Source organism: Parasphingorhabdus sp. JC815, assembly GCF_040717415.1.
Classification (GTDB): Bacteria; Pseudomonadota; Alphaproteobacteria; order Sphingomonadales; family Sphingomonadaceae; genus Parasphingorhabdus.
The window spans coordinates 868,102-890,429 of sequence record NZ_JBFEFM010000001.1 but is presented as its reverse complement, the minus strand read 5'-3'; the positions used below and the strand labels follow the sequence as shown (position 1 = coordinate 890,429).

Sequence of the window (22,328 nt, the reverse complement as noted above, 5' to 3'; positions counted from 1 at the left end):
GCTTTGAAAGAGTGAGTATTATGGATTGGCGAATTGGCTGGGTGGCGTTTTCGGCACTGCTCGCCGCGCAAGCTGCGCAAGCGCAGTCTGTCGGATACGAGGAAGCACTTGCAGCGGTGCGGGGCGAGCAACCCGTTTTGGAAGCTGGCGCGCTGCGTGTACAATCACGGCGCGAGGCTGCGGAAGCGGCGGACGAGCTTCCCGACCCGCGTTTACGCGCAGGGGTTATGAACCTTCCGGTAAGCGGACCCGCGGCGTTCGAGCTTGACCGGCAACTTCCTACGCAAGTCGCCATCGGTATCGAGCAGGAGATACCCAATCTTGCGCGGCGACGGGCGAGGTATGGCGTTGCCAGTTCCGAAGTTCGGGTGGCGGAAGCACGGCTCGGTATGGCGGAGCGCAATCTTCTCGCAAGCGCTGGAACCGCTTGGGTCAGCTTGTTCTACGCGCAAGAACGCCTCGATCTCGCCAGCACAGCGCTCGATGAGCTGCGAGCCTTCATCCCTGTTGCCAATAGCGCAGGCGCGTCGGGCTCGGCCCGCCCGGCCGAAAGCCTCGTGATACGGCGCGAATTGCTTGGGATCGAGGATGCAGCGACGTCGATCGAGGCCGAGCGCGAGACGGCGCAAGCGCAGCTTTCCCGATACATACCGTTCCCTGACCCGGTTGCATTGGGTGAGGCTCCCACGGCGGCTCTGGATGAAAACCAGCTTCGCTTCGAACTGGAAGGGAATCCCGAACTCATTCTGGCCGATGCGGAACGAGACCGGGCCGAAGCCGGTGTCGCGCTCGCTCGCGCTGAAAAGAGGCCGGATTTTGGGGTGAGCGTCAACTATGGTCGTCGCGACCAGGCGTTTGGCGATGCGGTGTCGGTCATGGGGTCGATTACTCTTCCGATCTTCACCGACCGGCGGCAGAATCCGCGCATCGCCGCCGCCGAAGCCGATGCCGCTGCCGCTTTGGCCGAACGCGAGGATCGCAGACGCGCGCTGGTCGCGGATTTCGAAGCCGATCTCGCCACTTGGCGCAGCACTATGCGCCAATGGCGCCGCGCGCGTGATGAACTTCTTCCGCTCGCGCGTGACCGCGTTGACCTCGAGACAGCCAGCTTTGCGGCCGGGCGTGCCGATCTCGTCGATGTGATTGCGGCGAAATCCGCACTTGCCCTGCTCGAGCTGGAAATTCTCGAACGCGAACAGGCGGCGGTGCAGGCGGCGGTCAAACTACAACTCACATACGGGGAGGGCAGGCCATGAACTCCGTGCTCGAACGATTTACGCAGCGCCAACGCATGTTTGCGGCTGGGCTAGGTATTGCCCTTGTCAGCCTGGCTGCTGGCTACGGTCTTCACATGCTCGGCGGCGAGAGCAGCGGAGCTGGCTCGCCGACGGATACTGACTGTGAGGACGTGCTCTATTGGTACGATCCGATGGTGCCCGGACAACGTTTTGACGAGCCCGGTAAGTCGCCCTTCATGGACATGATGCTGGTTCCCAAGTGCGCGGGAGAAGCTGCGGAAGCGGGCGTCCGGATCGATCCGGGCCTTGTGCAGAATTTCGGAATTCGCACCGCAGCAGCCGAGTTCGGCGTTCTCGAACCGGAGATCACCGTTACGGGTGTCCTCGCATACAACAGCAGGGATATAGCTATCGTCCAGCCACGCGCGGGGGGCTACGTTCAACGCACCTATGGCCTTACGCAGGACGATGTCGTCAGTCGCGGCGCTCCGATCGTCGATATTTTGGTCCCTGATTGGGGCGGCGCGCAGCGCGAGTACATTGCTGTGCTCAATACCGGCGATCGGGCGCTGGCAGATGCGATGCGGCAGCGCATGCGCTTGCTTGGAATGAACGACGCAATGATCGCATCGGTCGAACGCACACGCAGAGCCCAAAACACGATCACCGTCACGGCTCCCGTGGGCGGTGCCGTAACAATGCTTGGGGTGCGCTCGGGCATGACTGTAATGGAAGGTCAAACTTTGGCCGAGATTACGGGCTTTTCGCCGATATGGCTTGAAGCTTCGGTTCCTGAAGCCCAGGCCGCAAATATCCGGCAGGGCCAGCCCATCAGTGCGACCCTGGCAGCGTATCCGGATCAGCGATTTGCGGGACGGATTGTTGCCATCCTTCCAAGCGCCGATGCCGCGAGCCGAACCATCACCGTCCGGGCTGAGCTACCCAATCCGCGCGGCAGGTTGAAACCAGGGATGTTCGCGCAGGTGTCGCTTTCACCCGACACACGGCGAGCCTTGCTGGTACCGTCGGAGGCGGTCATTCGAACCGGACGCCGAAATCTCGTGATGCTCAAGGAGGATGAAGGCGCGTTCCTGCCTGCCGAGGTCGAAATCGGGCGCGAAGCGAATGGCAGGACAGAGATACTCGCAGGCCTTGCGGAGGGCGAGCAGGTCGTCACTTCAGGTCAGTTCCTGATCGACTCCGAAGCAAGTCTTGGCGGGATCGACGTCAGGTCAATCGATGGGACCATGAGCATGGCGTCGGAAGGCTCGCCAAACATGAGGACGTACACCGCTACGGGAAGAGTGACGAAAATCGCTGGTGCTTCGATCACTCTCAATCACGCGCCGGTTCCCGCTCTCGAATGGCCGAGCATGGTCATGCCCTTCGCACTCGAAGACGCCGCTCTAGTTGACGGTATTGAACCGGGCGACAAGGTCGAGTTTACGTTCTCGCAGCACGACACCGGTCCGCGTATCGAATCCATTCGGAAGACCGACCGATGATCGCGCGCATAATAGATGCATCGATCGCCAATCGGTTTTTCATCGTTCTGGCGGCTATCGCGGTCACGCTGGCTGGCTTCTGGGCGGTGCGCGCAACGCCGGTCGATGCGATCCCCGATCTGTCTGATGTGCAGGTCGTGGTGCGGTCGAACTATCCTGGCCAAGCTCCGCGCATCGTTGAGGATCAGGTCACCTATCCGCTCGCAACGACGATGCTCTCGGTGCCGGGCGCGGAAACTGTGCGCGGCTATTCGATGTTCGGCGACAGCTTCGTCTATGTGATCTTCGAGGATGGGACCGACCTCTACTGGGCGCGCTCGCGCGTGCTTGAATATCTCAACCAGGTGCAAAACGAATTGCCCGACGGAGTGACCAGCTCGCTCGGGCCGGACGCGACGGGGGTGGGCTGGATTTACGAATATGCTCTCGTCGACCGAACGGGGAACAGCGATCTTGCTGGGCTCAGAAGTCTTCAGGACTGGTTCCTGCGCTATGAGCTGCAGACCATTCCGGGCATTGCAGAGGTCGCCAGCGTTGGCGGCATGGTCAAGCAGTACCAGGTCGTGCTGGAACCCTACCGGATGGCTTCGCTTGGCGTCACCTACAGCGATGTCGTGCGTGCCATACAAGCTTCCAATCAAGAGGCTGGCGGATCGGTGGTTGAAATGGGCGAGGCCGAATTCATGGTCCGCGCTTCGGGCTATCTCACGTCTCTCGACGACTTCAGACAGATTCCGCTGAAATCGGTGGGTAACGGTATCCCCGTCGCCTTGTCCGATGTCGCCACGATCCAGCTTGGCCCCGAAATGCGGCGAGGGATCGCCGAACTCAATGGCGAAGGCGAGGTCGCAGGCGGTATTGTCGTGCTTAGACAAGGCGAGGATGCGCGGGCAACCATCGCGGCTGTCGAAGAGAAGCTCGACGTGCTCCAGGCCAGTCTTCCCGAAGGGGTCGAGATTGTCACGACCTATGATCGCTCGAAGCTGATCGACGCCTCGATCGAAAACCTGACAGGAAAACTCATCGCCGAGTTTGTCATCGTCGCGATCGTTTGCGCGCTATTCCTGTGGCATGTGCGATCAGCATTGGTGGCGATCGTCACACTGCCATTGGGGGTGCTGGCGGCCTTTATCGTGATGCGGTTCCAGGGGGTCGATGCGAACATCATGTCCTTGGGCGGCATTGCCATCGCAATCGGCGCGATGGTCGACGCTGCCATCGTCATGATCGAGAACGCGCACAAGCACATCGAGCATTGGGAAGAGGACCATCCCGACGAACAGATGTCCAATGATGAGCGTTGGAAGCTGATTGCGGACGCATCGAAAGAGGTGGGGCCAGCGCTGTTTTTCAGCCTCCTGATCATAACCCTATCGTTCCTGCCGGTGTTTACTCTGCAGGCGCAGGAAGGGCGGCTCTTCTCCCCACTGGCCTTCACAAAGACCTACGCCATGGCGGCGGCCGCCATTCTGTCGGTGACGCTGGTTCCCGTTCTGATGGGTTGGCTGATCCGCGGGAAGATACCCAAGGAGGACACCAACGTTCTCAATCGCTTGCTGACCAAAGCCTACCGGCCGGGTCTTGATTGGGTGCTCAGCCGACCCAAGACGACAATGCTGGTGGCCGGACTGGTGTTCCTCACGGCGCTGGTCCCGTTCACGCGCCTTGGTGGCGAATTCCTGCCGCCGCTCGATGAAGGCGACTTGCTTTACATGCCAAGCGCGTTGCCTGGCCTGTCTCCTGGTGAAGCGTCGGCATTGCTTCAGCGGACGGATCGGCTGATCAAATCCGTGCCGGAAGTCGATACCGTGTTCGGCAAGGCAGGACGCGCGGATACCGCAACAGACCCGGCGCCGCTCACGATGTTCGAGACGACCATCCGGTTCAAGCCGCGCGAAGACTGGCGGCCGGGCATGACGCCAGAGAAGCTCGTCGACGAGCTCGATCGTGCTGTGCAGGTGCCGGGACTCGCCAATGTCTGGGTGCCCCCGATCCGCAACCGCATCGATATGCTCGCGACCGGTATCAAAAGCCCGATCGGCGTGAAAGTGTCCGGCGAGGACCTTGCCGAAATCGAGCGCGTAGCTTTGCAGGTCGAGAATGTCGCAAAACAGGTTCCTGGCGTCAGCTCCGCATTGGCAGAGCGTCTTTCGGGAGGCCGCTATGTCGATGTGGACATCGACCGGGTCGCTGCGGCGCGTTTCGGGCTGAATATCGCCGATGTTCAGCAAATTGTGTCAGGCGCGATCGGCGGCGCGAATATCGGCAGAACGGTCGAAGGACTGGCGCGATTTCCCATCAATGTCCGCTATCCGCGCGAGATCCGCGACAGTCTCGCAGAACTGCGCGCGCTGCCTTTGCTAACCCCCTCTGGCCAGCAAATTACGCTCGGCACCGTAGCGCAGGTGAGCGTCAGCGATGGCCCCCCCATGCTCAAGAATGAGCAGGGCCGTCTTATCAGCGTGGTCTATGTCGACACGCGCGGGCGCGATCTTACTTCGGTCGTAAGCGATCTTCAGGAGGCGGTGTCAGAGGGCGTCGATCTGCCTGCCGGTGTGAGCATCTCTTACGCGGGCCAGTTTGAATATCTCACCCGCGCCAATGAACGGTTGCAGGTCGTCGTTCCCGCGACGCTCGGCATCATCTTCGTTTTGCTGTACCTGATCTTCCGCCGCTTCGACGAAGCGCTACTTGTTATGGGCACGCTGCCCTTTGCCCTCACCGGCGGCTTCTGGCTGCTTTATCTGATGGGCTACAACCAGTCTGTTGCGACATCGGTGGGTTTTATTGCGCTTGCCGGTGTGTCTGCCGAGTTCGGCGTCATCATGCTGATCTACCTCAAGTCTGCGCTGGCCCGGCGCAGCGGCGCCCTCGATGCGGACGGCGTGGGCGAAGCCATCAGGGAGGGCGCTCTTTTGCGCGTGCGTCCCAAGGCGATGACCGTGGCCGTCATTCTTGCCGGTCTCTTCCCGATCCTCATTGGAACCGGCGCAGGTTCGGAGGTCATGAGCCGCATCGCCGCGCCGATGGTGGGCGGCATGATCACCGCGCCGCTGCTTTCGATGTTCGTTATCCCCGCCGCATATTTGTTGATGCGGCGCCCCCGGCCCGAACGGCCAACCCAACCGCAAGGAGAAAAAGAATGCGTACCACAACCCTCATGAGCCTATTGGCCGCCCCGCTGGCGCTGGCGGCCTGCGATTCTGGTCAGGACACTGCCGAGATGAACGACATGCCGATGGCAGAGAATGAAATGATGATGGACGGCGAAGATATGCCGATGATGGAACCTGGCAGCGAAATGCAAACCGCCAGCGCAGAAGGCACGGTTACTGCAATCGATGCCGAAGCGGGCACGATAACCGTCGACCACGGTCCGGTCCCGGCGATCGAGTGGCCTGCAATGACCATGGCGTTTGAAGCCGATGAACAACTGCGCAGCGAAGTAAGCGTCGGTGAGGGAATTGCCTTTGAATTTCGTACCGGTTCTGAAGGCAATGTGATCACGTCGATCACGAAGCAGTGAGTCGGTTGGGTGGTGCCAGGCAAACCTGGTGCCGCCCAACGAAATGCGGACGACCGAAACCTGGTATCGTGCCGGCACCGCCAAAGTATTCGGCACAAGGCTGTAAGAGGTCTGCTTTAGAGTGAGAAAGGAAGAGCGATGAGCACGGACGCAAGCTTACTCGAAGGCACCGCCATCGATCCCGTCTGCGGCATGAGCGTAGCGATCGACGGAGCAGAGCATATCGCGAAGCATGCGGGGGCCGAGCACTATTTTTGTTCGCCGCGATGTCACGACAAGTTCGTCACCGATCCCGAGCTCTATCTCTCGGGCGCGCATCTCGACGCGGTCGAGGATGTGCCCGAAGGCACGATCTACACCTGCCCGATGCACCCTGAAATCCGCCAGCCCGGGCCGGGTTCATGCCCGATTTGCGGCATGGCGCTCGAACCGGAAACGGTTTCGCTGGACGATGGCCCCGATCCCGAACTGGTTGATATGCGGCGTAGGTTCTGGTGGAGCGCGCTGCTCACGCTGCCTCTGTTCGTCTACGCGATGAGCGACATGGCACCGGGGCTCAGTTTCGACCGGCTGATCGAACCTGCCTGGGCGCAATGGGCGCAGTTTGCCCTTGCCACACCGGTTGTTCTTTGGGGAGCCTGGCCGTTCTTCGTTCGGGCCATACAGTCGCTCAAGACGCGCAATCTCAACATGTTCACGCTGATCGGGTTTGGCGTTGCCATCGCCTATCTGTTCAGCGTGGTGGCGACGGTCGCGCCCGATCTGTTCCCTGCGGCGTTCCGCGACCATTCGGGACGGGTCGGGATCTATTTCGAGGCGGCAGCGGTCATAACCACACTCGTTTTGCTCGGACAGGTCCTCGAGCTCAAGGCAAGAGGCTCGACCTCGAGCGCTTTGCGCGCATTGCTCGAATTGGCGCCGCCCAGCGCGGTCAAGATCTTCGGCTCCGGCGATGAGCGCGAGGTGCCGCTCGACCAGCTGGCCACAGGCGATCGTCTGCGCGTTCGACCGGGCGATAAGGTTCCGGTCGATGGCGAGATCGAAGAGGGATCGAGCGCCATCGACGAATCCATGATCAGCGGCGAACCGCTGCCGGTCGCCAAACAGGCTGGCGACACAGTCATTGGCGGCACGGTCAACCAGACTGGCGGGTTCGTCATGCGCGCGACCGGTGTGGGCAAGGACACGATGCTGTCCAAGATCGTCCAGATGGTGGCCGAGGCGCAGCGCAGCCGCGCACCGATCCAGCGACTGGCAGATCAGGTGGCGGGCTGGTTCGTGCCTGCGGTGGTGGTGATAGCCATCGCCACCTTCGTGGTATGGGGAATCTGGGGGCCCGCACCAGCGCTTGCCTATGCGCTGGTCAATGCCATTGCAGTCCTGATCATCGCCTGTCCCTGTGCGCTCGGTCTCGCTACGCCGATGTCGATCATGACGGGCACAGGCAAGGGTGCCCAGCACGGGATTCTGATCCGCAATGCCGAGGCGCTGGAGACACTCGAGAAAATCGATACGCTGGTGGTCGACAAGACCGGCACGCTGACGATGGGCAAACCCGATTTGGTGGCGGTGACGCCGGCAGATGACATCAAGGAAAGCGATTTCCTGGCTGCGGTGGCAGGTGTCGAAATGGGGAGCGAACATCCGCTGGCCCATGCCATTGTCGAGGGCGCGCGGACGCGCGGCGTTTCTCCTGCCAATGCCACGGATATCGCTTCGACGACTGGGGAAGGCGTTGAAGCCAACGTCCAGGACCGCCGTGTTGCGATCGGAAATGAGAAGATGATGCGGCGCGTCGGGATCAATGACGAGGCCTGGCTGGGCTCGGCCGAAAATGGTCGCAAGCAGGGTCAGACGGTGATGTTCGTTGCGTTCGATGGCCGGCCGGCAGGCCTTATCGCGGTGGCCGATCCGATCAAGCCTACCAGCGCAGCGGCTATTGCGGCGCTGCACAAGCGCGACATCCGGGTCGTTATGCTGACGGGCGACAGCCGCAGCACTGCCGAAGCGGTCGCGCGCGAAATGAAAATCGATGAAGTGCATGCGAATGTCTCGCCCGAAGACAAGCACCGCAAGATCGAAGAGCTGAAAGCGCAAGGTCGCCGCGTCGGCATGGCAGGGGACGGGATCAACGATGCGCCTGCACTGGCCGCCGCCGATGTCGGCATTGCCATGGGCACCGGCACCGATGTCGCAATCGAAAGCGCCGGCGTGACGCTGGTTCGCGGCGACCTGACAGGAGTGGTGCAGGCCATCGTGCTGTCGCGTGGGACGATGCGCAACATCCGGCAGAACCTGTTTTTCGCCTTCGCTTACAACACACTCGGCATCCCGGTCGCGGCAGGCGTGCTGTATCCCTTCTTCGGAGTGCTGCTCAGCCCGATGATTGCGGCCGCAGCCATGAGCCTCTCTTCCGTATCGGTGATAGGCAATGCGCTGCGGCTGCGGGGTCTGCGCCTCGAAGTCTGAGAGGCCAAACTTCAGCTATACGCGTTTTTTCCAAGCGCCCATGGAGCCGAGATAGATGTCGAGGCGCTTGAAGCCCTGGCTTGCCAGCCAGCCCGCAGCAACGCTCGCCCGCATACCGCTCGCGCACATCAGCGTGTAATGGCGGTCGCGGTCGAGATCTTCCCACCGCGTGTTGAGCTCACCGACATAGATATGTGCTGACCCGTCGATCCTTGCTACTTGCCGTTCGTCCGCGTCGCGCACGTCGAGCAAGGTCCACTCGCCGCTGTCTTGATCGAGCCTGCGCGCGATTTCTCTTGTGCCGATCATGGGAATGCTGCGCATCGCTTTGCCCTGTGCGGCAGCTGGAACCACGCCGACATAGCCGCCGACAACATTATCGAGACCGATACGCACCAGATGGGCCATGGCCTGGGCTAGCTGGTCTTCCTCGGAAGCGATGAGGGCGATCCTGTCGCCTTCACTGAGAAACCATCCGGCAAAGGCCGGTATCATTCCCACCGGAAGGCACATGGCACCCGGCAGATGGCCGGCAGCGTAGGCGAGCGGCTCGCGCACATCGACCAAGTGATCGGCTTCGATCTCGTCAAGCTCTCCCAGCCCTAAGCGCCTTGGTCGTATGACCCGCGGCGCGGCATCGGCCCCTTCGAGGTTAAGCCGTTCCATCAGCCGGAAATAGGGAGGTTGGTGGTGGTGTTCTGCCACCTTCGCCTTGATGAACTCGTCGCGGTCGGAGATGCGCAGGCGAGGGTTGTTGCGTCGCTCGTGGCCGATTGTCGAGAATTCCCGATCCGCCATTCCCGACCCGCAGACCGAGCCCGCACCATGCGCCGGGTAGATAATCGCCTGATCGCCGAGGCCGCAAAGTTTCTGCAGTGAGTCGAACAGAAGGCCTGCGACCTCTTCCTTGCGCTCGGGATAGAAATCGGTGCGCCCGACATCGCCGACAAACAGGGCATCGCCGGTAAAGACGCCGACCGGTCCCTCGGAATATTCGCCGTCATGGATGATGAAAGCGAGATGATCGTCGGTGTGTCCAGGTGTTTCCAGCACCTCGATCCGCAATTGACCCAGCTCGAAACAATCGCCCTCGCGTGCGGTATTGGCAAAAACGATCTCGCCTGCCGCGTTGGGCCCGTGATAGACCTTGGCTCCTGTCAAATCGGCCAAGATCGGCGAGCCGCTGATCAGATCCTCATTGCGATGGGTTTCGAAGATGTGCGTTATCTCCAGTCCTTCGGCCCGCGCCTTTTCGACATAGATCTCGCAGTCCCGGCGCGGATCGATGACCGTTGCCTGTCCGCCCGAGCCGATGATATAGGAAAGGTGCGAGAGGCCAGGGGTTTTGATTTTCTCCAGAAACATACGATTTCCTTGTCTGTTGCTCACAACTTGCAACGTGCGGGCCTGTCACAAATCGCAAAATTATCCGGCGCTCAATCGATCCCGAGTTCGGCCTTGATGGCGGCGGGACTTTCGAAATGTTCGGCTTCGGGCCTGCCGATGGCAGGCTTTGCGTTGATCCAGGTATCTTCGCACACGAAATCGAGCAGGCTCGCCGCGAGATCAGCATGACGGCAGCGGAAACAGCCTTCTGCCAAGCGTTCGTCCGTAATGACGGCATCGCCGGTGTAAGGCTCATCCAGCAGCCAGCCCGGTCGTGCGGCCGTCCATTTGATGCCTTGGGCGTCGCTGAGCATCGCTTCCATGGCGCGCATCTGCTCGAGTATATTGAACAACGCAGGCTTGGCGGTGAGTTCAAACCACGCCGGGACGCTCGACTGATGTTCGACGAAGGCAGCGGAGATCACGGCAATGCGGTCGATCTTCGTCTGTGCCATCGCCTCGAGCAGGTTGCGCGTGCCATCGGTATAGAGCGGCGGTGGATCCATCGCATTGCCCGGACCGAAAGCGACACCGAGCGTCGAGATAGCCGCGCGGCAGCCATCGAGATCGCCCGCGAAATCGTCCGACAGCACATCGCATTCGATGTATTCGAAGTCGCCCACCCGCTCGTCTGGCCCAGGCACTGTGTGTTCGAAGGCGCGGATCGGTATGTCCAGGGCACGGGCACGCCTCAATAACTTGGTGCCGGTCTTTCCGCCCGCCCCGAAGACAGCGATGGGCCTCGTATCAGTCATCTGCTTGTTCCCGTTAAAACTGGTGAGGGCGACGAAGGGCGGAGGCACGGGCGCACGGGTTAGCCGACGGCCCGCCCACGCGCCCTGCCAGTATCAGGCTCCGTCAGCCGGACAGGTGGTATAACCCCAGAAGCCGAATTCATCCTTGGCTCTTGGCGCTGCGACGATCATCTCCTGCATTTGCAAGCCCGCATCGCCTTCACCATCCAACATACGGGTTTTGATCCGAAGCTCGCCATTCGAATAGCTACCGGGACCATCAGAAGCGACGGGGATCAATTTGCCATTGATCTTGATCGCTCCGCTCCCGTCACCGTCATAGACAAATGAGGGAAAGGCCACTTCGGTCAGGCGGAACTGGCAGGCCTGTCCTGCGCCCAGAGCAGCAAGGTCCGCGTCATTCATGGTCCCGGGAAGCATGAGGCCCGGGTCAACATTTGCCAGTGCACTGGCCGCATCCTCGATCGGCGCGGCAGTGGCAGGCGGGTCGAGCTGGGCTTCGCGGTCGTTGCCCGGAGCGGTGTTCGAATTGCAGGCGGCAAGCGGTAGCGCGATGAGCGCCGTGAAAGCTATCTTGTTCATGGCTGCATCTCCTCGGGCAGGCGTTCTTCGGTCCGAGGACCGTTCTGCTCGATATCGTCGATGAGATATTTCATCTCGGCGATTTCGCGGCGCTGCGCGACGATGATGGCCTGCGCGAGTTCGCGCACGCGAGGATCTTTCAGGCTCGCGCGTTCGCTGGTCATGATCGCGATCGAGTGGTGCGGGATCATCGCTGCCATATATTCGGTATCGTCGACGGTGGTCTGGCTGCGCACCAGCCATAGCGCGAGCGCGAACACAAAGGCCCCGACGCCCAGAATGATGAAGTTCTTGGTCTTGTCCTTGTACATGCCCCACATGAAGAGAAGCATGACGACCATCATCATCGCGCCCATGACGAACATCATCCAGAAGCGCGTTTCGCTCCAGAAAAGATCATCGACGGTAAAGGTGTTGGCATACATCAGGAAGAACATGATCACGGTCGAGGTCGACACCATGGCCATGAATCGCCAATAGCTGCCGCCCCCTCCCTTGTCCGAATGGGAGGTCTTTTCAGTCATGCTTTTTCTCCTTCTTGCATCATGGTCCAGAATAGCTGCGCCGAGCAGCTGATGAGAGCGAAGCCGGTGAGGGCCTCGACGCCGGCGAGAACCCTCAGGTGCTCGGTCGGATAAATGTCGCCCAGGCCCAGTGTGGTCACGTTGATCAGCGAGAAATAGAAGTAGTCCATCCAGTCCATTGAAGGCGCCTTGTCGAACCCTCCCAGGCCCCACTGCGCGCCCAGCCAGAAACCTGCGGCAAAAAGGATCGCGACCAGAAAATGCGACGCGAGCACGAGCAGCGAAACGGCAAGCTTTGCCAGCGTATCGCGGCGGCGATCGAGAAGCCGGTGGCCGACACCCAGAATGGCAAGGTGGGAAGCGACGGCTGCAAGGAACAGCAAGACGGAGAGGAGGAGCGCGGTGATCATGTGAAAAGCTTCGCGCCCATCCACAGACCCATTCCGATCATGAACAGATTTTCGGTTAGCGAGACAAAGCCGAGCGGCACATTGCTGCTGCCGCCGACGCAGGCGCATTTGAGTTCGCGCTTGTCGATGTAGACAGCCTTGAAGACGCTGACAGCGCCGACGGTGCCGATGAACAATGCCAGCGGGGCCGAGAGCCAGGTCAGCGCGCCCGCGGTCATGAGAATGCCGGCAGCGGCTTCGCCGAACGGGTAGACGAAGCCATAGGGCACCCAGCGCCGTGCGAGCAGGTCGTAATTGAGGAACATCGTCGAGAAGCTGCGCACGTCCTGAAGTTTCTGGACGGCGAGCAGGGTCATCGACAGGCTGACGAACCATTCGGCGGCCCGGACAGTGAAGAGGTTATCAAAAAAGGCCCAGCTCAGTCCGAACGCGAGCAGAAGCGCGACCGCGAAAATCGCAATGACCGGCTGATAGCTGGTCTCGCCTTCCTCTGGCTGCGAACGGCTCTTGCCGAAGAACTCGCGGACATCGTCATAGCCGCCAATGCGCTTGTCTTCGATAAAGGTCTGCGGGGTGGTCTCGACGTTGTGCTTGTCCTTGAATGCGTCGGTTTCCTCCCTGCTGGTCAGGTGATGATCGTCGACCTCGAAACCTTGCCGCTTGAGAAGATCGACCGTCTTGATGCCATAGGGACAGACATGGTCCTCCATTACCATGCGGTAGACCGCCGCTGTTCGGGTCGTCATGAATCGCTCCATCTGTTTTGCCTGACGTGTCTCGTGCTCAACGCCGGTTTTCGGTGAACGGTTTCGAAAAACCCCGCTGCAAGAGCCTCAAGGCCCAGCGAAAAGTTGCCATCAACTCTTCTCTTCTGACCGATCATCTTTGTGAGAAGCGGGCGCTTCGGAATTGTGCGAAAGGTAAATCCATTCTCCCACGAAGACTGCGACGATGCCGATCGCCGCATAGGCGACAACGGCAGGATCGCTGTGCAATTTGGCCGCGGTAAAAGCTGCAAGGACCACGCCATCTGCCGCGAGTGCTGTAAGAAGTATTGTTGCGCGCGCGCCGACTTCCTTGCGCAGGTGACGCAGGACGCCCCAATGCACCAGCATATCCATGACGAGGTAGAAGAAGGCGCCCAGCGAGGCGATCCGCGACAGATCGAACAGGACGGCAAGCGTCCCGGCAATGACCACCGTATAGACCAGCATGTGGCTGCGAATTCCGCCGCTCATACCGAAATGGCTGTGCGGGATCATCTTCATGTCGGTCAGCATCGCAAGCATGCGCGACACAGCAAATACGCTCGCGATCACGCCCGAAGTCGTGGCGGCGATCGCGATCGCGACGGTGAAATAGAAGCCCAGCTCACCCAGCGCCGGACGCGCCGCTGCCGCGAGCGAATAATCGCGCGCCTCGACGATCTCGGATATGCTCAGGCTCGAACCCACCGCCAATGCGACGAGCAGATAGATCACGATGCAGACCGCGATCGAGATCACGATGGTCCGACCGACATTCTTGTGCGGGTCGACGATTTCGCCGCCGCTATTGGTAATCGTGGTGAAGCCCTTGAAGGCGAGGATCGAGAAAGCAACAGAGGCGAGCATGGCTTCTGCATTCGTCAGCGAAACGGGCTGCGAAAACGCGCCTGATGAAAAACCGCTGGCCCAGATCGCCGCGACTGCGAACAGCGCGATGCCGCCGATCTTGATGGCGGACATGATGAGCGAGAAGCCGCTTACCGACTTGTTGCCCGCTGCATTGACGAGATAGGCGAAGATGATGAGGGCAAGCGCTGCGAGAGAAACGAGCCACCCGCTGCTTTCGAGGCCGAACGGGCGCAGCGCATAAGTCGCGAAGGTGCGGGCCACGAGGCTTTCATTGATGACCATCGAGAGCGCCATCAGGAGCGAGGCAGAGGCGGCGATCACGCCGGGTCCGTATGCTTTTTGCAAGATCATCGCGATGCCGCCCGAAGACGGCCATTTGTTCGACATCTTGATATAGCTGTAGGCCGCCAGCGAGGTTACCAGCGCGCCAGCGATGAAGGATAAGGGGAAGAGCGGACCGGCAAGCTCGGCGATCTGCCCGGTCAGCGCGAATATGCCGGCACCGATCATGACGCCGGTTCCCATCGCCACGCCGCCCAGCAGGGTTATCGAGCCAGCTGTCTCGCTTTGATTCTCGTGCTCATGGTCTTGCAAGACTTTCCCCTGTCGATGGTCTTCCGTTCAAGAAAGATCATGCCGGACAGTACGTTCAGCCGGGGCTCATCCCTCAAAAATATTTCAGGACAAATCCGGAGGGTTGCGTTTTGCTCGGGGCGCTCGAGCAAATTGCGGCCCAAAGCGGACTGCTTGCGCAGCTGAAAATGCTCGGCGAGTATCAAGGCACGCGTCCATCGCCGCCGATTTACTACGTCCTGAACCGGTTTCGGAAAAATCGCAGCAGTGGCACCCCAATGACCGCGATGTACCAACCGTACAGAAAGCTGCCGAGAGCGCCTGCCAAAAAGCCCGAGAGGGTTAGCCATTCGAAACCGGGAAGCAGCGGCGCCCACGCTTCGTGCATGTGCACCTGTTCGGGCGCGAGCAGGCCGAAACCGATGCAGATCAGGTAGCTGAAAAGCAGGAAGAGGCTGAGTGTCCAGCCCCATATGAGAATTGAGGTTTTGACCGAATAGTCCGACATGATGGTCCTCCGTTAGAGTTGGCGCGAAAATGGCTTGTCCATAGTCACGGGTCGGATGCGAACACGCTCCGCCCGCCTGGGCCGAAGGCGATGACATTATAGGGCTGCACCTGCTCTCCGACTTCCATTCCGGGCGAGCCAAGCGGCATTCCGGGCACAGCCAGGCCAGCAACGCCTTCGGGGCGTTCGCGCAATAGCTTCGCGACGGCATCGGCCGGCACGTGGCCTTCGATGATATAGCCATCGACTTCCATCGTGTGACACGACCACAGATCCCGTGGCACACCCTTGGCTGTCTTGAGCGCAGCCATGTCGTCGGTGTCGACCGAGGCGACCTCTGCTTCGAGCCCATGTTCGACGTGACCGGCCCAGCTGAGACAGCAGCCGCATCCTGCGTCGCGGAACATCGTGTAGGTCGCGGCCTGCGCTGCATTCGAGCAGGCTGCAAGGGCGAGGAGGAGCGAGGCCGCCAGCGAACGGCGTAGCGGTCTCGAATCTTTCGTGAGGTTCATTGGACATTGCCTTTCTTGATGCCGCGCCAGAGAGAAATGGTTCCGGTCGCGGTATGGATACGATCGAGCAATTCGGCGTCTGCGAAAATCTCGGCGAGCAATTTCTCGACGGCTCCGTCGGCGCTCGGCTGGGTGTCCTTCACGCCGTCGAGAAGCTGAACGCTCGAACGGAACAGCGCGCGCATGACTGGAGCATCCTGCCCCATATAGTCGGCAATCAGCGCCATGCCCCCTGGGGCCAGCAGGTTCTCGATCTGCTCGAGGATCGCGCGTTTTTGCGAAACGGGCACCTGGTGAAGGACGAGACTGCTGACGATCTTATCTGGTTGCCAGCCGTCGGAAAGCTCGAGACTGTCAAGAAAGCCGTTGTGCCACCGGACCATATCGACTCCGGCACCGAATTTGCGCTGCGCGATCGCCAGCGCGGCGGGGTCTGGCTCAACGCCGATGAAGCCGGCTTCGGGACAGCTGGCCATCAGCGCTCTGAGCAAGGTCCCGGTGCCGCACCCGACATCGATGACCTTGTCGCCCGGCACCAATACGGCCTCTTCGACGATCGCGCGGCGCCACCGGCTCTCGCGCGTAAAGATTGCGATCGCGCGGTCATAGAACGGCGTGAGCCAGCTTTTGCCCAGCGGCGGAGTGAACTCGCGTTCTTTTGACGGAACTGCCGCGCTTTTCATGCCATGGCTCCCATTCGACGCTGGTACATACCGCTGTTGCTACAGATATCTCCTCTTACGCGTCGCCAACCCGCAGCCCTCAAAAAAGAAACTTGAGGGTTTGCGCGAAGTGTCGCGTATAGGAACCGTGCAACCGACAGGAGCAAGGGATGCGTGAAAATCAGACACTCGATGCGATGCTCGGCACCATGGCCTCGCAGAAGGCTGGCGACGTGCCGCCCGACTTCATGAACGGCGTCTGGCAGCGCGCGGGACAGCTTGGCGAAATTGCCGATCAGCGACGCAGAATGGCCTTGTTCGCCGGTCTGTTTGTCGTCGGGCTGGCAGCTGGCGCAGGGACCAGCGGATGGCCTTCCGAATATGGCGCTCCTACAGAAATTGTTGGCGAGAGCCTCGTTGGCGGAGAATCCCTGTCACCCGCTGCATTGCTTCATGTGGGGTCATAGGCGTTGAAGAAGTTTCACCTTGTCCTCGCGGTTCTGCTGGCGGCGCTCGCCGGATGCCTCGGAGCGCTTGCCGCCGATCGCTGGTCCAACGACGATGCGGAGGACAGCCTGCACCAGTTCGTGCACGATGAACTCTCGCTCACGGCTGACCAGGAGGAGCGGCTCGATGCGCTCGAAGCGCGTTTCGCGGTAGAACAGGCAAGGCTCGAAGCCTCTGCGCGCGCAGCCAACGCACAGCTCGCCCAGGCAATGGAAACCGAGCACGAATACGGGCCCGAAGTCAGTGCCGCGATCGACGAGGTGCATGCGCGCATGGGCGAATTGCAGAAAGCGACCGTGCGGCACGTCTTCGATATGCGGGAAATTCTCGATCCCGATCAGCAGCTCCAGTTCGACCGGAAAGTGTCCGCGGCCCTCACGCGCGATCCGCGTGACTGATCAGCCTTGGCAGCGGTGGATGACACTTCGAACGAAGCGCTGATCGGGCGGGCAATAGCCGGTGACAAGCGGGCGTTCACAACTCTCGTCGAACATGAGATCGCCCGGTTGATCGCGCTTGCCACGCGTATGCTGGGTTCACCATCGCTGGCCGAAGATGTCGTCCAGGACAGTCTCGCTTCGGTCTGGCTGACACGGCATCGCCTCGACCCGAGCAAGCCCATCGGTCCCTATTTGACGACAATCGTTCTCAACAAGTGCCGCGACAAGCTTCGCCGGAGGAAAGTTGCGGGCTTCCTTGGCTTGCCGAGCGGCCGGGAAGCCGACGCCGTTGCCGACGATGCCCCTAATCCCGAAAATGTTGCCGGAGCCCGCGAACAGCTGCGGCTGGTCCAGGCCGAAATCGGGCGCTTGCCGGTGCGCCTACAAGAGGCGCTCGTGCTGGTCACTGTCGAGGGGTACAGCCAGGCCGAGGCTGCCGAGCTGCTCGGCACCACCGAGAAAGCCGTCGAGACGCGCATCTATCGTGCGCGCAACCGGCTGAAGGAGCGGTTCGAAAAGTTTGAGGGGTAGGGCAGCTGACCGCGTATGTGACGGTATACGCATTTTCAGGAGCCCCCTATGCCTGCCGTCAATCGCCGAAAATTCCTTGGAACAAGTGCCAGCGGGCTGGGCCTGCTTGGTCTCTCCGGTGCCATGCCGGCCTGGGCGCGCGGCGCGGACATCCTGGCGGGTAACGCTAGGAAAGGACTGGACGAGGTAGCGGGGCCGAATATCGACCTCACTGTCGCACGTTCTGCCTTCGCGACGGGTAACAGGCGCGGCGGCGCCATCGCTGTCAACGGCACGATCCCCGGCCCCTTGTTGCGCTTGAAGGAAGGTACAACCGTCCGGCTCAACGTTCATAATCAGCTCGAGGAAGACACCTCGATCCACTGGCACGGGCTGCTCGTGCCATTCGAACTCGACGGGGTGCCAGGTGTAAGCTTCCCCGGCGTCAAGCCCGGAGAGACCTTCACCGCTGAATTCCCGGTGCGCCAGTCGGGCACCTACTGGTGGCACTCGCATAGCGGCCTGCAGGAACAGGCCGGGCATTACGGCGCCATTGTGGTGGATCCGGCAGGACCCGATCCGGTTCAGGCCGACCGCGAATATATCGTGGTGCTCAGCGAATTCAGCGAAATGTCGCCCCACTCGATTTTCGACAAGCTCAAGAAGGGCGAAGGCTACTTCAACTACAACATGAATACCTGGACCGACGACTATCCGCTTTCGGGCGAGGATCGCCGGATGTGGGCGAGAATGCGTATGATGCCGACCGACCTTAGCGATGTGTCGGCCCCAGCCTACACTTACCTGCTGAACGGTCATGGCCCGCTCGACAATCTGGAATATCTCTTCCGTCCGGGCGAGCGCGTGCGGCTGCGCTTCATCAATGCCGGGGCCATGACCTTCTTCAATATCCGCATTCCAGGCCTGCCGATGACCGTCGTTCAGGCGGACGGGCAGAACGTCGAGCCGGTCGAAGTGGACGAGTTCCAGATCGGCGTCGCGGAGACCTACGACGTCGTCGTGACGCCGGGTGAGCAGCAGGCGTACACATTGGTGGCCGAGTCGGTGGATAGGTCCGGAATGGGGATCGCGACGCTTGCGAGCGCGCCTGGCGCGCGCGCGGCCATTCCGCCGCTGCGCGATCCCCCGCTTCTGACCATGGCTGATATGGGCATGAGCGGTATGGACCACGGGGCTGGCAGCAACGATGCCGGTATGACCGGCATGGATCATGGCGCCGGCGGTATGGCCGGAATGGACCACGGATCGAGAAGAGCGGCTGGCGCGGATGGGATGTCCGGTATGGATGGCGGTTCGGCGGAGATGGCCGGAATGGCTGGCATGGCGGGAGGTATGCAGATGCGCGATACATCGCTCCTGCCTCCCGACGTGAAGGTCGGGCCCGGTCTCGACATGGTCTCGATGAACCCGGTCGACCGTATGGGCGACCCCGGCATCGGCCTTGCCGATGTCCCCCACCGCACCCTCGACTATCGCAAGCTCCGCTCGCTGACACCTCATCAGGAGGGCCGGACTCCCTCGCGGCGGATGGAAATCCATCTCACCGGGAACATGGAACGCTACATGTGGTCGTTCGACGGCAAGAAGTTCTCCGCCGTCTCCGACGAGCCGATCCGCTTTGCCTATAACGAACGCGTGCGTGTCAAATTGATAAACAACACGATGATGGCGCACCCAATCCATCTGCACGGACACTTTTTCGAACTGGTCAACGGCGCACCTGCCGATCGCCAGCCGCTCAAGCACACGGTTAACGTGCAGCCGGGCGGCAGCGCGCAGTTCGACCTGACGGCGGACGAGCCGGGCGACTGGGCCTTCCACTGCCACCTTCTCTATCACATGCATGCCGGGATGTTTCAGATCGTCACGGTTGCCAACCCGGTCGGAGAGGGCGCATGAAGATAGTGATTGCCAGCCTGCTCGCCTCGGTCGCAGCCAGCTCAGTTCTCGCCTCCCCCGCCGCGGCGCAGCATGCCGGTCACTCGCCGGCGGAGCCGCAGCAGAGCGCCGAGGCGCAGGCTGACGCCAAGACAAAGTGCGAGGCGGAAGCCGAGCGCCATCGCGCGATGGGGCATCCGGTAACTGAAAGAGCTTGCGAACGGGCTGCCCGGCCTGAGGCTGTCATGGACCACTCGACGATGGACCATTCGACGATGCCTCATGGTTCGATGACCGCGCAGGATGGTCGTTCGGGCATGGAAACGCCCATGGAACAGACCGGGCAGGAAAGTGGACAGGCAAACCACGGTGCGATGAACCACGGCGATATGCCAATGACCCAAGGGCAGCCTGTCATGACGATGCCGATGGGCCAGTCCGGTCAAGAGGCCGGGCAGATGGACCATAGCCGGATGAATCATGGTGCAATGCCGCAGGATCAGACCGCTCAGGGTGAGATGGATCATGGTCAGATGCAGGATGATCCGGCTCCAGGGCAGGCCATGCAGAATATGCAGGGGATGGATCATTCCGCCATGCAGATGGACTCCGGGCCGGAAATCCCGCTGCTGCCGCCTCCTCCCGAGGCCGGCAGCGGCCCCGCCCGTGCGGCCGTCTCTATCTGGGGAGAAGAGGCCATGAACGAAGCGCGGAGCGAACTCATCCGCGATACCGACGGCGGTATGCGTTTCTGGTTACAGGGCGACCGGCTCGAATACCGCGCCCGCGAGGGAGCGGATGGATATCTGTGGGACATCCAGGGCTATTATGGCGGCGATATCGACAAATTCTGGTTCAAGTCCGAGGGTGAAGGCAGCTTCGGGGAGCCCGTCGAGGGCGCGGAAGTCCAGGCGCTCTGGAGCCGCGCCATTGCGCCATTCTTCGATTTTCAGGCTGGTGTTCGCCAGGATCTGACCGGCCCCGAACGCACTCACGCGGTCATCGGTATCCAGGGCCTCATGCCGTACCGTTTCGAGGTCGATGCCGCAGCCTTCGTCTCCACCAAGGGGGATGTAACGGCGCGTATCGAGGGCGAGCTCGACCAGCGGATCACCCAGCGCCTTATCCTCCAGCCAAGGGCGGAACTCGCGCTATCGGCACAGGACATTCCCGAACTCGGTATCAGCGCAGGTCTCGACCGGATCGAGGCAGGTCTGCGTCTTCGCTACGAGTTCGCACGCGAATTCGCGCCCTATGTTGGCGTTTCCCAGGAATGGCGGATCGGTGACAGCGCCGATTATGCCCGCGCCGTAGGGGACGACCCCAGCGTGACGAATTACGTCGTAGGCTTACGATTCTGGTTTTAAGAGAAGGAAATATACAATGAGAACAAGACTATCTCTAAGCGCAGTCGCCCTGGCCTTGGCTGCAGGGGGCGCTCCCGCCCTGGCACAATCCATGGACCATTCGGCGCATTCGGAACATTCGGTATCAACGCCGATGGACCATACGGAGCAGGGCATGAACCATGCCGAGCATATGTCTGCGATGCACGACGACGTCGCTGGGGCAGAAGCGGTTCTGACATTATATCGCGATGCCCTGACGTCGCGCGATGCAGAGGCCATGGCCGCGCTGTTTGCCGAGGAATCCTTCGTTTACGAAAACGGCAAGGCGGAAGGCAGCTTCACGCATTACATGGAGCATCACCTGGGACCGGAACTTGACGCAATAACCAGCTTCACCTTCGGCGAACCGACGCTCGCAGTCACCCGGATGGGGCATATGGCTTATGGCCGCGAAACGTACACCTATCGGATCGAACTTGCCGACGGCCGCGTGATCGACCGCGAAGGCGTTGCGACCTCTGTGCTCGCCCATGATGCGGATGGCTGGAAGATCGTTCAGTACCATTCGTCGTCACGAGCGCCGCGTAACAACTGATTTGATCGGGGGAACACCGATTGGCGACTCGCTCTTTCAAGCTGCGTCTGCATGTGCTGGGCAGCAAGCTTCACAAATGGCTGGCAGTCTTTGTCGGCGTCCAGGTGCTCCTGTGGATGATCACAGGGGCGCTGATGTCGTTCCTCGACATCGAAGAGGTCCGGTCCGAACATGTCGTTTCGCGCGCACCGGAGGTGTTGCCCGATGATGCTGTCCTGCCCCAATGGCTCGATAGCAGGGAGGGGGTGGTTTCCCTTGCGACGCGCGCGGTCGGCGGCAGGGCCGTGACCGAAATCCGTCGGGAAGATGGAAGCGTCACGCTCCGCGATCCGGAAAGCGGCATGCTCCTCTCGCCTCTTCCCGCCGTGAGCGCACAGGCCATCGCCCGACGTGCCTGGACCGGGCCGCGAACCACTATAGCGAAAACACTATTCGTGGAAGACGCAGTCGGGACCGAATTCCGCGGTCCGTTCCCGGCGTGGCAAATCACTTACGGCGATGAGGATAATACCCGCGTCTACATCGATGCATCGAGCGGCTCGGTGCTCGCTGCCCGCAGCGACACCTGGCGCCTGTTCGATTTTATCTGGGGGCTGCATATTATGGACTGGACGCAGCGCGACCGCATCAACAGCTGGTGGTTGCTACTGTTCGGGATCGGCGGGACGATTATCGCGGTTTCGGGCTTTGTCCTGCTTGCCAACCGGTTTCCCAGGATCAGGCGGCGGGCGAAACCTGCGCCCAACGCTCCCTAAAGGCGTC

General features: G+C 61.1%; 22 protein-coding genes. 12 read left to right on the top strand and 10 right to left on the bottom strand.

Annotated elements, in window-relative coordinates; all coding sequences use genetic code 11:
• Positions 1 to 20: 20 nt before the first annotated feature.
• The 5 genes from AB1K62_RS04265 to AB1K62_RS04245 all read left to right on the top strand — a co-directional run bounded on the left by AB1K62_RS04265 (position 21) and on the right by AB1K62_RS04245 (position 8,738).
• Entirely contained in the window at positions 21 to 1,256 is a 1,236-nt protein-coding gene (locus tag AB1K62_RS04265) for a TolC family protein (protein ID WP_367001506.1), read from the top strand.
• Positions 1,253 to 2,743 carry an efflux RND transporter periplasmic adaptor subunit gene (locus AB1K62_RS04260; protein ID WP_367001504.1) on the top strand — a complete coding sequence of 497 codons (1,491 nt, stop codon included), beginning with the start codon at positions 1,253 to 1,255 and terminating at the stop codon, positions 2,741 to 2,743. Before AB1K62_RS04265 ends, AB1K62_RS04260 begins: the two co-directional genes overlap by 4 nt.
• Positions 2,740 to 5,907 (top strand): efflux RND transporter permease subunit, encoded by a 3,168-nt coding sequence (locus tag AB1K62_RS04255; protein ID WP_367001503.1) that lies wholly within the window; start codon positions 2,740 to 2,742, stop codon positions 5,905 to 5,907. Before AB1K62_RS04260 ends, AB1K62_RS04255 begins: the two co-directional genes overlap by 4 nt.
• A complete protein-coding gene (locus tag AB1K62_RS04250) occupies positions 5,886 to 6,269 on the top strand; it encodes a copper-binding protein (protein WP_336986780.1) in 384 nt (127 codons plus the stop codon). Before AB1K62_RS04255 ends, AB1K62_RS04250 begins: the two co-directional genes overlap by 22 nt.
• A 138-nt stretch (positions 6,270 to 6,407) precedes the next feature.
• The gene (locus tag AB1K62_RS04245; RefSeq protein WP_367001501.1) at positions 6,408 to 8,738 is read left to right on the top strand and encodes a heavy metal translocating P-type ATPase; all 2,331 of its coding nucleotides are present in this window, start codon (positions 6,408 to 6,410) and stop codon (positions 8,736 to 8,738) included.
• 15 nt (positions 8,739 to 8,753) lie between these two features.
• Here the strand turns inward: AB1K62_RS04245 and AB1K62_RS04240 are convergent, their stop codons facing one another.
• From AB1K62_RS04240 to AB1K62_RS04195, 10 genes are all read right to left on the bottom strand, one after another.
• Entirely contained in the window at positions 8,754 to 10,103 is a 1,350-nt protein-coding gene (locus AB1K62_RS04240; protein WP_367001500.1) for an MBL fold metallo-hydrolase, read from the bottom strand.
• Between the two features lie 71 nt (positions 10,104 to 10,174).
• Positions 10,175 to 10,879, bottom strand: a complete 705-nt coding sequence (locus AB1K62_RS04235; RefSeq protein ID WP_367001499.1) for an NAD(P)H-binding protein — start codon at positions 10,877 to 10,879, stop codon at positions 10,175 to 10,177.
• 93 nt (positions 10,880 to 10,972) lie between these two features.
• The gene (locus AB1K62_RS04230; protein ID WP_367001498.1) at positions 10,973 to 11,461 is read right to left on the bottom strand and encodes a DUF6692 family protein; all 489 of its coding nucleotides are present in this window, start codon (positions 11,459 to 11,461) and stop codon (positions 10,973 to 10,975) included.
• Positions 11,458 to 11,985, bottom strand: a complete 528-nt coding sequence (locus AB1K62_RS04225) for a DUF305 domain-containing protein (RefSeq protein ID WP_367001496.1) — start codon at positions 11,983 to 11,985, stop codon at positions 11,458 to 11,460. Before AB1K62_RS04225 ends, AB1K62_RS04230 begins: the two co-directional genes overlap by 4 nt.
• Positions 11,982 to 12,395: a potassium channel family protein gene (locus AB1K62_RS04220; RefSeq protein ID WP_367001494.1), complete on the bottom strand. Its 414-nt coding sequence runs from the start codon at positions 12,393 to 12,395 to the stop codon at positions 11,982 to 11,984. The genes AB1K62_RS04225 and AB1K62_RS04220 overlap by 4 nt, the downstream gene beginning before the upstream one ends.
• On the bottom strand, positions 12,392 to 13,141 hold the full coding sequence (locus AB1K62_RS04215) for a MauE/DoxX family redox-associated membrane protein (protein WP_367001492.1): 750 nt from the start codon (positions 13,139 to 13,141) through the stop codon (positions 12,392 to 12,394). The genes AB1K62_RS04220 and AB1K62_RS04215 overlap by 4 nt, the downstream gene beginning before the upstream one ends.
• A gap of 111 nt (positions 13,142 to 13,252) precedes the next feature.
• On the bottom strand, positions 13,253 to 14,605 hold the full coding sequence (locus AB1K62_RS04210; protein ID WP_367001491.1) for an APC family permease: 1,353 nt from the start codon (positions 14,603 to 14,605) through the stop codon (positions 13,253 to 13,255).
• Positions 14,606 to 14,816: 211 nt separating this feature from the next.
• Positions 14,817 to 15,092 (bottom strand): hypothetical protein, encoded by a 276-nt coding sequence (locus AB1K62_RS04205; protein ID WP_173214113.1) that lies wholly within the window; start codon positions 15,090 to 15,092, stop codon positions 14,817 to 14,819.
• 44 nt (positions 15,093 to 15,136) lie between these two features.
• Positions 15,137 to 15,604: a DUF411 domain-containing protein gene (locus AB1K62_RS04200; protein WP_367001489.1), complete on the bottom strand. Its 468-nt coding sequence runs from the start codon at positions 15,602 to 15,604 to the stop codon at positions 15,137 to 15,139.
• Positions 15,601 to 16,287, bottom strand: coding sequence for a class I SAM-dependent methyltransferase (locus tag AB1K62_RS04195; protein ID WP_011413848.1), 687 nt, complete (start codon positions 16,285 to 16,287; stop codon positions 15,601 to 15,603). The genes AB1K62_RS04200 and AB1K62_RS04195 overlap by 4 nt, the downstream gene beginning before the upstream one ends.
• Positions 16,288 to 16,436: 149 nt before the next feature.
• Here AB1K62_RS04195 and AB1K62_RS04190 point away from each other — a divergent pair, with 149 nt between their 5' ends.
• From AB1K62_RS04190 to AB1K62_RS04160, 7 genes are all read left to right on the top strand, one after another.
• Entirely contained in the window at positions 16,437 to 16,733 is a 297-nt protein-coding gene (locus tag AB1K62_RS04190) for a hypothetical protein (protein WP_011413849.1), read from the top strand.
• A gap of 3 nt (positions 16,734 to 16,736) precedes the next feature.
• Entirely contained in the window at positions 16,737 to 17,171 is a 435-nt protein-coding gene (locus AB1K62_RS04185; RefSeq protein ID WP_173214117.1) for a periplasmic heavy metal sensor, read from the top strand.
• Positions 17,172 to 17,177: 6 nt separating this feature from the next.
• The gene (locus AB1K62_RS04180; protein WP_367001488.1) at positions 17,178 to 17,744 is read left to right on the top strand and encodes an RNA polymerase sigma factor; all 567 of its coding nucleotides are present in this window, start codon (positions 17,178 to 17,180) and stop codon (positions 17,742 to 17,744) included.
• A 48-nt stretch (positions 17,745 to 17,792) separates the two neighbouring features.
• Positions 17,793 to 19,643: a copper resistance system multicopper oxidase gene (locus AB1K62_RS04175; protein WP_367001485.1), complete on the top strand. Its 1,851-nt coding sequence runs from the start codon at positions 17,793 to 17,795 to the stop codon at positions 19,641 to 19,643.
• On the top strand, positions 19,640 to 20,989 hold the full coding sequence (locus tag AB1K62_RS04170; protein WP_367001484.1) for a copper resistance protein B: 1,350 nt from the start codon (positions 19,640 to 19,642) through the stop codon (positions 20,987 to 20,989). The genes AB1K62_RS04175 and AB1K62_RS04170 overlap by 4 nt, the downstream gene beginning before the upstream one ends.
• Positions 20,990 to 21,143: 154 nt before the next feature.
• Positions 21,144 to 21,566, top strand: a complete 423-nt coding sequence (locus AB1K62_RS04165) for a nuclear transport factor 2 family protein (protein ID WP_367001483.1) — start codon at positions 21,144 to 21,146, stop codon at positions 21,564 to 21,566.
• A gap of 20 nt (positions 21,567 to 21,586) precedes the next feature.
• Positions 21,587 to 22,321: a PepSY domain-containing protein gene (locus AB1K62_RS04160; protein ID WP_367001482.1), complete on the top strand. Its 735-nt coding sequence runs from the start codon at positions 21,587 to 21,589 to the stop codon at positions 22,319 to 22,321.
• Positions 22,322 to 22,328 lie beyond the last annotated feature (7 nt).

Bases quoted from the DNA above. Each gene is read 5' to 3' on its own strand.
- AB1K62_RS04205 (WP_173214113.1), bottom strand. From the start codon at position 15,092: ATGTCGGACTATTCGGTCAAAACCTCAATTCTCATATGGGGCTGGACA.
- AB1K62_RS04260 (WP_367001504.1), top strand. From the start codon at position 1,253: ATGAACTCCGTGCTCGAACGATTTACGCAGCGCCAACGCATGTTTGCG.
- AB1K62_RS04165 (WP_367001483.1), top strand. From the start codon at position 21,144: ATGAACCATGCCGAGCATATGTCTGCGATGCACGACGACGTCGCTGGG.
- AB1K62_RS04220 (WP_367001494.1), bottom strand. From the start codon at position 12,395: ATGATCACCGCGCTCCTCCTCTCCGTCTTGCTGTTCCTTGCAGCCGTC.
- AB1K62_RS04215 (WP_367001492.1), bottom strand. From the start codon at position 13,141: ATGACGACCCGAACAGCGGCGGTCTACCGCATGGTAATGGAGGACCAT.
- AB1K62_RS04235 (WP_367001499.1), bottom strand. From the start codon at position 10,879: ATGACTGATACGAGGCCCATCGCTGTCTTCGGGGCGGGCGGAAAGACC.
- AB1K62_RS04255 (WP_367001503.1), top strand. From the start codon at position 2,740: ATGATCGCGCGCATAATAGATGCATCGATCGCCAATCGGTTTTTCATC.
- AB1K62_RS04190 (WP_011413849.1), top strand. From the start codon at position 16,437: ATGCGTGAAAATCAGACACTCGATGCGATGCTCGGCACCATGGCCTCG.
- AB1K62_RS04245 (WP_367001501.1), top strand. From the start codon at position 6,408: ATGAGCACGGACGCAAGCTTACTCGAAGGCACCGCCATCGATCCCGTC.
- AB1K62_RS04175 (WP_367001485.1), top strand. From the start codon at position 17,793: ATGCCTGCCGTCAATCGCCGAAAATTCCTTGGAACAAGTGCCAGCGGG.
- AB1K62_RS04230 (WP_367001498.1), bottom strand. From the start codon at position 11,461: ATGAACAAGATAGCTTTCACGGCGCTCATCGCGCTACCGCTTGCCGCC.
- AB1K62_RS04265 (WP_367001506.1), top strand. From the start codon at position 21: ATGGATTGGCGAATTGGCTGGGTGGCGTTTTCGGCACTGCTCGCCGCG.
- AB1K62_RS04195 (WP_011413848.1), bottom strand. From the start codon at position 16,287: ATGAAAAGCGCGGCAGTTCCGTCAAAAGAACGCGAGTTCACTCCGCCG.
- AB1K62_RS04250 (WP_336986780.1), top strand. From the start codon at position 5,886: ATGCGTACCACAACCCTCATGAGCCTATTGGCCGCCCCGCTGGCGCTG.
- AB1K62_RS04200 (WP_367001489.1), bottom strand. From the start codon at position 15,604: ATGAACCTCACGAAAGATTCGAGACCGCTACGCCGTTCGCTGGCGGCC.
- AB1K62_RS04225 (WP_367001496.1), bottom strand. From the start codon at position 11,985: ATGACTGAAAAGACCTCCCATTCGGACAAGGGAGGGGGCGGCAGCTAT.
- AB1K62_RS04170 (WP_367001484.1), top strand. From the start codon at position 19,640: ATGAAGATAGTGATTGCCAGCCTGCTCGCCTCGGTCGCAGCCAGCTCA.
- AB1K62_RS04240 (WP_367001500.1), bottom strand. From the start codon at position 10,103: ATGTTTCTGGAGAAAATCAAAACCCCTGGCCTCTCGCACCTTTCCTAT.